Here is a 12,290-nt window from a genome sequence, read left to right on the forward strand (position 1 = left end):
TATTAAATTTATAAGGAGATTTTATTATGAGAATTGCTGTTATATCTGATATACATGGAAACATATATGCTTTAATGAGGGTTTTAGAAAATATAGATACGGAAAATGTTGATACTATAGTTTGCTTAGGCGATTTAGTTGGCTATGGACCTCATCCTAATGAAGTTGTTTCTCTTATACGCAGAAGAAACATTTTGTGTATTAAAGGAAACTATGATGCTTCTGTAGTTGATAATGATTTTACTTATATAAGAGAAACTAATACAAATTCTTTTTCTTTACCTTGGACTGCTGATGAGCTTAGAACATCTAATAAATATTATTTAGATAATCTTCCTAATTCTATTTCACTTAATATCCAAAATAAGGACATACTATTTGTTCATGGAAGTCCTAGAAAAATTAATGAATATGTAACTGAAGATTATGTTGAAATGGAACAAGTTATTAATTCTGCAAACTGTGATATTCTAGTTTGTGCCCATACTCATATCCCATATCACAAAGAAATTAATAACAAAATAATCGTGAATTGTGGAAGTGTTGGAAAACCTAAGAATGGTAGTCCAAATGCAACTTATGCCATTTTAGAAATTGAAAATAAAAGAATGCCTAAAGTAATCATAAAATCTGTAGAATACGAGTTTACTAGAACTATGAAAGATATGGAACTGAAAGATTTCCCCGTTCCTTTAGTTAAATCATATGAAAGTGGCTTAGAATAATTTTAAAAAAACATACTACATAATAATTTACTATTCATATAATATTTTCAAAATCATTCCTAGCTCCAATAATTAAAGTAAAGATTTGATTGTCACTTAAAATAATATAATATTTCATATTTATATTATTGCAAATATTACAATTTTAGTGTAAAATCATAATTAATCAAATTAAATAATTTATTACGTTGAAGAGAAGAGTAGATTTAGGAAGTAGTTATAGCGAGTGGGTGATGGTGTAAGTCCCATAACGAGACCTATATTGAAGAACATCTCTGAGTTTCTAACCGAAATCTTTTTAGAGAGTAGACTTAGACGGAGTCAAACCGTTATATTTTGAACAGTATTACTTGTACTGATTAGAGTGGTCATAAATTTTTATGACAATTTGGGTGGTAACGCGAATTTTACCCTTCGTCCCATTATGTGGATGAAGGGTTTTTTTATATTTAAAATTCCATAATTAAAACACTAGATTTTGGAATAATAATAACGAAAGTGAGGTCTAAAAAAATGGATCAAGTAATTTTAGTTAAAAGTCTTTACAGACACACTGCTGAATACGCAGGAAAAGATGTGAAAATTTCAGGATGGATAAGAACATTAAGAGCTTCTAATGCTTTTGGTTTTATAGAAGTTAATGATGGTTCATTCTTCAAAAATGTTCAAATTGTTTTTGATAATAACCTTGCAAACTTTAAAGAAATTTCAAAACTTCCTATAAGTTCATCAATATCAGTTATAGGAACATTAGTAGAAACTCCGGATTCAAAACAACCATTTGAAATCCAAGCTAAAGAAGTAATAATCGAAGGTATGAGTAACACTGATTACCCTCTTCAAAAGAAAAGACATACTTTTGAATACCTAAGAAGTATAGCTCACTTAAGACCTAGAAGTAATGCTTTCTCAGCTGTGTTTAGAGTAAGAAGTGTAGCTGCATATGCTATTCATAAGTTCTTCCAAGAACAAGGCTTTGTATATACTCATACTCCAATAATCACAGGTTCAGACTGTGAAGGTGCTGGAGAAATGTTTAGAATTACAACTATGGATTTAAACAACATTCCAAAAACTGAAGAAGGAGCTATAGATTATAAACAAGATTTCTTCGGAAAAGAAACTAATCTTACAGTTTCAGGTCAGTTAAATGGTGAATGTTTCGCCTTAGCATTTAGAAATATCTACACATTTGGACCAACATTTAGAGCTGAAAATTCAAACACAGCAAGACATGCTGCTGAATTCTGGATGATAGAACCTGAAATATCATTTGCAGATTTAGAGGATGATATGTTCCTTGCAGAAGCAATGCTTAAGTATGTTATTAAGTATGTTATGGATGAATGTCCAGAAGAATTACAATTCTTTAACCAATTCGTAGATAAAGGATTATCAGAAAGATTAAATCACGTAGTAAGCTCAGAATTTGGTAAGGTAACTTATACAGAAGCTGTAGAAATATTAAAAACTTGTGGTAAAGAATTCGAATATCCAGTTGAATGGGGTATAGATCTTCAAACTGAACATGAAAGATATTTAACAGAAGAAATCTTCAAAAAACCTGTATTCGTAACTAACTACCCTAAAGAAATCAAAGCTTTCTATATGAGATTAAATGACGATGGAAAGACCGTTGCTGCTATGGACTGTCTAGTTCCAGGAATCGGTGAAATCATCGGAGGAAGCCAAAGAGAAGAAAGACTTGATATGCTTAAGGCAAGACTTGCTGAACTTAACTTAAGCGAAGAAGATTACTGGTGGTATTTAGAGCTTAGAAAATACGGAGAAACTAAGCATGCTGGATTTGGTCTAGGTTTTGAAAGACTTATAATGTATATAACTGGTATGTCAAACATCAGAGACGTAATACCATTCCCAAGAACTACTGGAACTTCAGAATTCTAAAAATCATTAAAAAGGCTAGTTTTAAATTAAAGCTAGCCTTTTCTTCTATCTTATTTTTGCTAATTCATATAAAGTTCTAACACCTGTTCCTGTTCCACCCTTTATATTATATTCACCTACAGCATCTGCCCAAGCTGTTCCAGCTATATCAAGATGTAGCCATGGTTTATCACCTACAAATTCGCCTATAAATAATCCTGCTGTTACAGTTCCAGCATGTTTACCGCCTATATTTTTAAGATCTGCTATCTCACCCTTTATAAGATTTTTATATTCTTCAAACGCTGGTAACATCCAAACTGGTTCACCTGATATCTTTGATGCTTTATCTAAATCTCCATAAAACTCACAATTATTTGTAACAACTCCTGTTGTAGTTGCTCCTAAAGCTACTAGTACTGCCCCTGTAAGAGTTGCTATATCTACAACCTCACTTACTTTCTCCTTTTCTATTATATAAGTTACAGCATCTACTAAGGTTAATCTTCCTTCAGCATCTGTATTTAATACTTCTATAGTCTTTCCTGCCATCGACCCTATAATATCACCTGGTTTATATGCATCTCCTGATATCATATTTTCACAAGCAGCAACTACTGCTATAACATTTTTCTTTAATTTATTCTTAACTGTAGCAACCATAGTTCCTATAACCGCAGCTGCACCACCCATATCAGATTTCATAGTTACCATTCCATCATTTGGTTTTAACGAATATCCGCCTGAATCATATGTCAATCCTTTACCTACTAAACCTAATCTTTTATCTTCATTTTCTTTGTCCCCAAAATATCTCATAACTATAAGTTTTGGTTTTTTCTTTGAACCTCTGGCTACTTCTAAGAATGCCTTCATCCCTAATTCTTCTATTTGATCTTTCTCAAAAACCTGAACTTCAAATCCATATTCATTTCCTAGAGTTTCAACTTTTTCAGCTAATGTTTCTGGATATATAACATTAGAAGGTTCATTCACTAAATCTCTAGCTATAATAGTAGCTTCTGCTAAACTTTTAGCCTCTTGTAAATATCCTTCTAACTCATTAATTTTATCATCACCTATATGTTTACCACCTATAGAAATTTCAAATTCTATGTTCTCTTTTTTATCACTTTTATATTTATCAAATTTATAACTTGCAAGTACAAATCCCTCTACCGAAGCCTTAATTATATCCTCTAAAGAAATAATATTTGTATCAATAGCCCTTATAAATACCTTCTTAGTTTTTAATTCATTAGCTTTCTTTTGTACTTTTCCATAAATTTTTCTAACTTTTTCCTTGGTTACATCTTCTTCCTTTCCAATACCTATAACTATAACATCTTTTAGGTTGTTTTCTACGTTCCTTGTAAAGTTTACAACCTCTAGAAACTCCCCTTTAAATTGTCCCCTACTTTCTAAACGAGTTAACGTTTTTGTGATTTCTTCATTTGGAGTTTCTAATTTTCCTTCAAATACTGGTATTATAGTAACATCAGCATCTGTACACTTAAAACTCTTTATTGCTATTTTCATACTATCACCCCACAATTTGTATTATTAGTTAAAAACCATTATCTATTAATAATATAGCATATAGTATTTAAAAACTCTATAACTTTTTTAATACTTAATTAAAAGTTATTTACTTTTAATATTATATCTATTTATCCCCGTTTAATTCTAATTATGTTTTTGATATAATAAAAAAATAGTTACTAAACAAAAATTTAAACTTAAGGAGTCTAACGGATGAAAAGATTATCAAGAGCTTTCTTTTTTATTATGAGTTTTCTTTTACTTTTTATAATTCTAGGTAATCTAATAGCTTATTTGTCAATCTTTCTTCACTATGATGGAGTATTTTCAAAAACTAATACACAAAAAGTTAATAATATAGATATTAATTATAAGATTTTAGGAGAAGGTTCTCCTGTTCTTTTAATTCATGATCTTAACTCTTCCTCTGTAGATTTTAATGAAATTTCAACACTTCTAAGTAAAACAAATAAAATTGTATTATTGGATTTACCTGGTTGTGGATTGTCTTCTACGGATGAGAATATAAATTACTCTAAGGAAAATCTAGCTAAAACTTGTAACGATCTTATGAATAAACTTGGTTATTCTAAGTATTCACTTATTGGGCATTCTACAGGCGGAAATTTATGCACCGAGATAACTAAACTCTATCCTAATTCAATAAGCAAACTAATATTATTAAGTCCAAATATTTTTTCAAAACCTAACAAAAATATTTTTCCTCCTATTATTCTAAAAGCTTTAAAGTTAAATTATTTTTCTTCTTTAATACATTATTACAATAGTTTTTACAATAAAAATTTCATTGATTTTAATACTTTTGAAGAAAATTTTTATTACACGTCTCAAAAGCCTAGTAAAAGTTTAAGTAAATTATACTTAGTTGATATTAGTTTTAAAGAAGAAGATTTAAAGAATATAAATACTTCTACTCTTATACTTTGGGGAATGAATGATAAAATATTACCTTTCTCAGATAGTTATAAATTAAATGATACTTTAAAAAATTCTAAGTTAGTTTTACTTTCCCAAACAGGGCATAATCCACATTTAGAAACTAAAGAAATTGTATTAAAAGAAATTAACGCATTTTTAAGCAGATAAGGTTAACCTTATCTGCTTATTTCTTATCTTTTTTTAATTGAGTCTTTATAATTTATAACTGCTTTTTCAAGTGCTTGTACTAGATTATTCTGCCCTTCAATAGAATTTACATATTTATCATCATTTTTATTGCTGACATAACCAAGCTCTACTAATACAGATGTTGCATTATTATTTCTTAATACACCTAAGGATTTTTGACTTTCATATTTAATACCTTCACAATCTGTATATTTTAATTTCGAAAATTCATCCCTAATTTCTTTAGCTAATTTTTCTTCTTCTGAATTTGGATTCTTACACCAAATTTCGAAACCTTTAAATCGTGAACTTTTATACATATTACAATGAATAGATAAAAATATATTGGCCTTACTTTCATTAGATATATTAACTCTCTCTCTTATATCTTTTTTTTCATTCGCTGGCCAAGTAACATCATCACTAGTTCTAGTATATATAACCTTGAAGCCTTGTTTCTCTAATCTTTTACCTAAAGCTAATGTAATTTTTAAAACTGTGTCTTTTTCCTTTATACCTGTATAGCTTGTACATCCATTGTCATAACCACCATGACCTGCATCTAAACACACTACAAATTTTCTTTGTTCCTCCTGTGTATTAGTCGTACTAAGTAAAGTATCTTTTTGCTTTTGCTTAAAATTATCAATACTTAAAATCACTATAAATATAAGTGTCACAGCAGTTAAATAAAATATAACCTTTTGTTTTTTTCTCATAAACTTCTTATTGTTTCTTATCCTTTTACCCATTTTCCCCCATCCACCTCACTAAAATTATATAAGTAAACTACTATTTATCCTTTAAATTTACTATTATTAATTCTGGATGATTAAATAACCTTATTGGAAAAGCACTGTTTCCTAATCCCCTACTAATAATCAATTGTTTTCCATCTTCAACATGTACTCCAGAGGTATATTTTGGAAACCAACCTTGTGCTGGCGCCATTAACCCACCTATTATAGGTAGTCTCCACTGCCCACCATGTGCATGACCAGAAAATATAATATCAAATCCGGCTTCTTTATAATTTTTAAAATATTCAGGTCTATGTGCTAGTAAAATCCTAAGTTCTGTTTCTCTTATTCCTTTTATTTTATCTAACTTCTCATTAACTCTAGTTTCTATTTCTCTTTTAGAATCTCTAATTTTAACACTAGCATCAAAAATACCAAATATATTAAGCCTATCCTCTCCAAGCGATATATACTCGTATTTATCCAAAAGTATATTTACTCCAAATTTACTTAATTTGTTGCAAAATTCTTTACTTTTACCACTTCTAGATTCATGATTACCAGTAACATAATAAATAGGTGCTATATTCTTTATTTCTTTTATTAAGGCTAGACAGGGTTTCTCATCATAATTTCTACTATCTACAAAATCACCTGTTATAAATATTAAATCCGGTCTATTTGATTTAATTCTATCAACAAGTCGTTTTTGCTTATACCCAAAACTTTTAGAATGTAAATCCGAAATGTGTATTATTTTATATCCATTAAAATTTTTAGGTATTTTTTTGTTTATTATGTTAACCTTTGTTTCATCTATAACATTATTTTCATAATATATAAATATAGTTATCAAAATAATTATAAAAATTGCTACTAAAATATATTTAACCATATCATTTTAAAATGACAGCTCTATAACGCTATCTTCCTTTAAACTTTTTTCAACATCTATAATTCTTTGATTTGAAGAACCTTTAAACCTTAGTCCCTCTTGTTTTTGCTCTTCAACAAATCTACCATCAACTAATACATCTATATTCTCTAATAATTCTTGCCATTTATTCTTATCACTAGTATTCTCTCTTAAGTATTCAAACGTATATCCTGTATAACACCATATATTAAGGTTCATTTTTTTAAAAGCTTTAGCCATATATGTGAATTTATCTGCTTGTTCAAACGGGTCTCCCCCACTGAAAGTTATTCCTTTTAACATAGGATTTTCTTTTACATCTAAAATAAGTTCATCCATATCTAAAAGTTCTCCACCATTAAAATCATGAGTATCTACATTAAAACAACCTTTACAATTATGACGACATCCCTGCGAAAAAAACACTCTTCTCATTCCAGGTCCATTAACTAGACTTTCATAAGCTATTCCAGATAATCTTATGCTTTTATCCATTAAACTACACTCTCCATTTCTAAATTTAAAAGATATAATCTTTATATCCTTACTATATTTCTCTTTTGTAATGTACCATATAAAAAATTATTCTTATAAGATTTGCCATACGAAAAAATATCCATAATGTATATATATTTTAACATAAAAAAAGACCTTAAAGGTCTTTTTAATAATTAAATTTTTATAACATTTTGATTCTATAAACAGCTTTCTAATCTTATTTTTATAGCTTTTATAAACCCTTCTGTATTAACAACATTAACATCTTTATTATCTAGTAATAATGCTAAATCCTTAGTCATTGTTCCATTTTCAATAGTATCTATAGCCGCTTTCTCCAGCTTCATAGCAAATTCAACTAATTCATTATTCGAATCTAACTCTCCTCTTTTCTTCAGAGCCCCAGTCCATGCAAATATAGTAGCCATTGAATTTGTAGAAGTTTCTTCACCCTTTAAATGCTTATAATAATGCCTTTGAACAGTTCCATGAGCTGCTTCATACTCATAATTTCCTTCTGGAGATACTAAAACAGAAGTCATCATAGCAAGACTACCAAAGGCCGTTGCTACCATATCGCTCATTACATCTCCATCATAGTTTTTACAAGCCCAAATCATACCGCCCTCTGATTTTATAACTCTTGCAACTATGTCATCTATTAAAGTGTAAAAAAATTCTATTCCTTTTGCTTCAAACTTTTCTTTATATTCACTTGCATATATATCTTCAAATATATCTTTGAAAGTGTGATCATATTTTTTGGATATTGTATCTTTTGCTCCAAACCATAAATCTTTCTTAGAATCTAAGGCATAATTAAAGCATGATCTTGCAAAACTTTCTATAGATTTATTTAAATTATGCATCCCTAAAAGTACGCCCTCACCTTTAAAATCGTGAATAACTTGTCTTGTGATTTCACCTTCAGAACTTGTAAATACGAGTTCTGCTCTACCTTCTCCTGGGACCTTAAACTCAACGTCTCTATAAACATCACCATATGCATGTCTCGCTATAGTTATAGGTTTAGTCCAATTTTTAACGAACGGCTTTATATTACTTACTATTATAGGAGTTCTAAATACTGTACCATCTAAGATTGCTCTTATAGTTCCATTAGGGCTTTTCCACATTTCCTTTAAATTATATTCTTTAACCCTATCTGCATTAGGAGTTATAGTTGCACATTTAACTCCTACTCCATATCTTTTGATAGCTTCTGCTGCATCTACAGTAACCTTATCATTAGTCTCATTTCTATATTCTAACCCTAAATCATAATACTCACTTTTAAGATTTACATACGGAAGTATAAGTTCATTCTTTATATCCTTCCATATTACCCTTGTCATTTCATCTCCATCCATTTCAACCAATGGTGTGGTCATTTCTATCCTATTCATTTTAGCCCCTCCAATTTAAACTTAAACTATAATAAAAAATGAACTTAAAGTTTTAAAAGTTAAAGAATCCGTAAAACTCTACCTTATATAATTAAGTCTTCCACCAGCTTTTAATATAGCTATCTCTTTTGAGGTTAAGTCAACTCTAACATTTATAGAAAAACTTTCTCCTTCATTGTTCTTTACATCTAATTTTAAGTTATTATTATTTAAACTATTCAATAAATCATTAATGGTTATCTCTGCAAGATCTCTTATTTTATCATAATCTTCTGGGTTCTCAAAAATCATTGGTATTATTCCATTGTTTATTAAATTAGCTTTATGAATCCTAGCAAAGCTCTTAGCTATAACCCCTTTTATTCCAAGATATAAAGGTGCTAATGCAGCATGTTCCCTACTTGAACCCTGACCATAGTTATTTCCTCCAACTATAAAGCCACCATTATATTCTTTAGCTCTCTTAGGAAAATCTTTATCTACCGTATTAAAACAATATTCCGCAAGATAAGGAATATTACTTCTATAAGGAAGCAACTTAGAATTTGAAGGCATAATATGATCTGTTGTGATATTATCAGAAACCTTTAATAGCACTTTACCTTCTACTATATCATTCAGCTCTTTATTTATTGGAAATGGTTTTATATTTGGTCCTCTTACTACTTCTACATCCTTACCATCCTCTGAAGGATCTATAATCATAGAATCATCTATTATAAATTTTTCTGGAAAATCTATACTAATATCTCCATCAAACTCTCTTGGATCTGATAAGTACCCATTTATAGCAGATACAGCAGCAGTTTCTGGACTTACTAAATAAACTTGAGCTGTTAGACAACCACTTCTTCCATAAAAATTCCTATTAAAAGTTCTTAAAGAAACACCATTAGTTCCAGGTGCTTGACCCATACCTATACATGGTCCACAACCATTTTCTAAAATTCTAGCTCCAGAACTTATTATATCTGCTAGAGCTCCATTCCTAGCTAACATCTCTACTACTTGTCTCGAACCTGGTGAAATAACTAAACTTACATCTCTATGAACCTTTTTGCCTTTAAGTATTTTAGCTACTTTCATTAAGTCCTCATAAGATGAATTAGTACAACTACCAATAGCCACTTGATCTACCTTTATTTTTCCTACCTTAGAAACCTCTTCCACATTATCTGGAGAATGAGGTTTAGCTACTAAAGGTTGTAAACTATTCAAATCTATATTTATTTCTTCATCATAAGTAGCATCTTTGTCTGCTTTAAGTTCTATAAATTCATTTTCCCTACCTTGAGCCCTAAAATATTCAAGCGTTTTTTCATCACTTGGAAATATTGATGTAGTTGCTCCTAATTCCGCTCCCATATTTGTTATTGTAGCTCTTTGAGGTACCGAAAGACATTTTAATCCTTCTCCACTATATTCAAAAACCCTTGAAACCCCACCTTTTACAGTCAGTCTTCTAAGAACTTCTAAAACTATATCCTTCCCAGTAACCATATGAGTTAATTTGCCAGTTAAATTCACCTTACAAACCTTAGGAGTATTTATATAGTATGCTCCACCAGCCATAGCAATAGCTACATCCAAACCACCAGCTCCAAACGCAAGCATTCCAACCCCACCTGCCGTAGGAGTATGGGAATCTGAACCTATTAAAGTCTCGCCCGGATGAGAAAATCTCTCTAAAAATACTTGATGACAAATTCCGTTACCAGGCTTAGAAAAATAAACCCCATATTTAGAAGCAACAGTTTGTATAAATTTATGGTCATCTGCATTTTCAAAACCTTGTTGTAGCATATTATGATCTACAAATGCTACACTTCTTTTAGTTTTGACTCTTTCTATTCCCATAGCTTCTAATTGTAAATAAGCCATGGTTCCTGTTGAGTCCTGAGTTAATGTTTGATCAATCCTTACTCCTATAGGCTCTAAAGCCTTTAACTCTCCCTCAACTAAATGATTTTTTAATATCTTATATACTAAATTATAGCCCACAATTTAGCCCTCCTCTTATTAAGCCTCTTTATTTATTGCTTATTAAACTATTATTATATTTACTTATTGCTTATTTTAATGTTCCCATTTTCAACTCCATCTTTATAAATTTGTACTAACTCTTTATCAAAAAGAGATCTCTTAAGCATTACAGACAATTCTCTAACCTTAACTAGCATGTATTCAGCCACAGCACTATCTAGTTCTATACCATACTCTTTAAACTTATTAACTATTGAAGCCCTACCTGAATGCTTTCCTATTATTATTTGTCTTTCAAGACCAACTACGCTTGGCTCAAAAGCTTCATAATTTAAAGGATTCTTTATAGCACCATCTGCATGTATACCTGATTCATGTGCGAACATATTAGAACCTACTATAGCCTTCCAAGCTGGAAGCTCTCTACCTGAAGCCTTAGAAACATATTCCGATACCTCTTTAAACATCCTAGTATCTACATTAACATCATAATCATGTACATATTTGAGAGCCATTAAAACCTCCTCTAATGCAGCATTACCAGCTCTCTCACCAAGTCCATTTACTGTAACTCCTATATGACTAGCCCCTCCCATTACTCCTGCTAATGCATTTGCTGTAGCCATACCAAAATCATTATGAGTATGCATTTCTATATCAAATTTGGTTCTAGCTGTCAAAATATTTATATTTTCCTTTATTTTAAAGGGATTCATAATGCCAACAGTATCACAATACCTAAACCTATCTGCACCAGCTTGTTTTGCAACTTCTATAAATTTAGTCAAAAAATCTATATCAGCCCTTGAAGCATCCTCCCCATTTACAGATACGTATAGTCCATTTTTCTTCGCAAATTCTACTGATTTAACCATATTTTCTAAAACCCAATCACGTGTAGTTTTAAGCTTATGTTCTATATGAATATCTGATACAGAAATAGAAATTGCTACTGAATCTACCCCACAATCTATAGATTCTTGTATGTCTTTTATAACAGCTCTATTCCACGCCATGATACTACTATTTAAATTTCTCTTAACAATTGATTTTATAGCTTCTTTCTCATCACCACCCATAGCTGGAATTCCAACCTCTAATTGATCTATCCCCAAATCACTAAGCATTTGAGCTATAGTCACCTTTTCATGGTTAGCAAATACTACACCTGCAGTTTGCTCTCCATCTCTAAGAGTCGTGTCAACTATATAAATATTTTTATTATCCTTCTTATTTCTAATAGTCATAACCTTAGCCCCCTTTTTTTAAATCTAACCTTAGCCCTCCATTTTTTGAATGATAACAACTCTTACGCTTCATTTTTACTCTTTATTTTATATCACCTCCAACCAGTATTCTACTATTCACAATACTCCAGACACTTTTTAAGTATATGGAATTGTTTGTTAAATACAATTTTATCATAGCAATAATTCAATTTCCACATATTTTTGTTTTTTTAATA

10 protein-coding genes and 1 other annotated feature are annotated in these 12,290 nt (G+C 30.2%); of the genes, 3 read left to right on the top strand and 7 right to left on the bottom strand.

Annotation, left to right across the window (positions count from 1 at the left end; translation table 11 throughout):
* Nucleotides 1-26: 26 nt before the first annotated feature.
* Together BUB01_RS15200 and asnS are read left to right on the top strand one after the other, a co-directional pair.
* Nucleotides 27-725: a metallophosphoesterase family protein gene (locus tag BUB01_RS15200; RefSeq protein ID WP_072989731.1), complete on the top strand. Its 699-nt coding sequence runs from the start codon at nt 27-29 to the stop codon at nt 723-725.
* A gap of 179 nt (nt 726-904) precedes the next feature.
* Nucleotides 905-1,150 (top strand) — a binding site (T-box leader).
* An 88-nt stretch (nt 1,151-1,238) separates the two neighbouring features.
* On the top strand, nt 1,239-2,633 hold the full coding sequence (gene asnS, locus BUB01_RS15205) for an asparagine--tRNA ligase (RefSeq protein ID WP_072989749.1): 1,395 nt from the start codon (nt 1,239-1,241) through the stop codon (nt 2,631-2,633).
* 45 nt (nt 2,634-2,678) lie between these two features.
* On the opposite strand, the gene BUB01_RS15210 is transcribed toward asnS, so the two are convergent.
* Complete coding sequence (locus BUB01_RS15210) at nt 2,679-4,151, bottom strand: leucyl aminopeptidase (RefSeq protein WP_072989752.1); 1,473 nt, start codon at nt 4,149-4,151, stop codon at nt 2,679-2,681.
* Nucleotides 4,152-4,367: 216 nt separating this feature from the next.
* Here BUB01_RS15210 and BUB01_RS15215 point away from each other — a divergent pair, with 216 nt between their 5' ends.
* Nucleotides 4,368-5,261 carry an alpha/beta fold hydrolase gene (locus BUB01_RS15215; RefSeq protein ID WP_072989755.1) on the top strand — a complete coding sequence of 298 codons (894 nt, stop codon included), beginning with the start codon at nt 4,368-4,370 and terminating at the stop codon, nt 5,259-5,261.
* A 23-nt stretch (nt 5,262-5,284) separates the two neighbouring features.
* Here the strand turns inward: BUB01_RS15215 and BUB01_RS15220 are convergent, their stop codons facing one another.
* The 6 genes from BUB01_RS15220 to nifV all read right to left on the bottom strand — a co-directional run bounded on the left by BUB01_RS15220 (nt 5,285) and on the right by nifV (nt 12,072).
* A complete protein-coding gene (locus tag BUB01_RS15220) occupies nt 5,285-6,034 on the bottom strand; it encodes an N-acetylmuramoyl-L-alanine amidase family protein (protein ID WP_072989758.1) in 750 nt (249 codons plus the stop codon).
* 40 nt (nt 6,035-6,074) lie between these two features.
* The gene (locus BUB01_RS15225; RefSeq protein WP_207649998.1) at nt 6,075-6,878 is read right to left on the bottom strand and encodes a metallophosphoesterase; all 804 of its coding nucleotides are present in this window, start codon (nt 6,876-6,878) and stop codon (nt 6,075-6,077) included.
* A gap of 45 nt (nt 6,879-6,923) precedes the next feature.
* Nucleotides 6,924-7,433: an anaerobic ribonucleoside-triphosphate reductase activating protein gene (gene nrdG, locus BUB01_RS15230; RefSeq protein WP_072989765.1), complete on the bottom strand. Its 510-nt coding sequence runs from the start codon at nt 7,431-7,433 to the stop codon at nt 6,924-6,926.
* A gap of 200 nt (nt 7,434-7,633) precedes the next feature.
* Nucleotides 7,634-8,842 (bottom strand): NADP-dependent isocitrate dehydrogenase, encoded by a 1,209-nt coding sequence (locus BUB01_RS15235; RefSeq protein WP_072989768.1) that lies wholly within the window; start codon nt 8,840-8,842, stop codon nt 7,634-7,636.
* Between the two features lie 78 nt (nt 8,843-8,920).
* Entirely contained in the window at nt 8,921-10,843 is a 1,923-nt protein-coding gene (locus tag BUB01_RS15240) for an aconitate hydratase (RefSeq protein ID WP_072989770.1), read from the bottom strand.
* Nucleotides 10,844-10,902: 59 nt separating this feature from the next.
* Nucleotides 10,903-12,072, bottom strand: a complete 1,170-nt coding sequence (gene nifV / locus BUB01_RS15245; RefSeq protein WP_072989772.1) for a homocitrate synthase — start codon at nt 12,070-12,072, stop codon at nt 10,903-10,905.
* Nucleotides 12,073-12,290 lie beyond the last annotated feature (218 nt).

The sequence above is a fragment of the Clostridium cavendishii DSM 21758 genome (assembly GCF_900141845.1).
GTDB classification, from domain to species: Bacteria; Bacillota; Clostridia; order Clostridiales; family Clostridiaceae; genus Clostridium_AG; species Clostridium_AG cavendishii.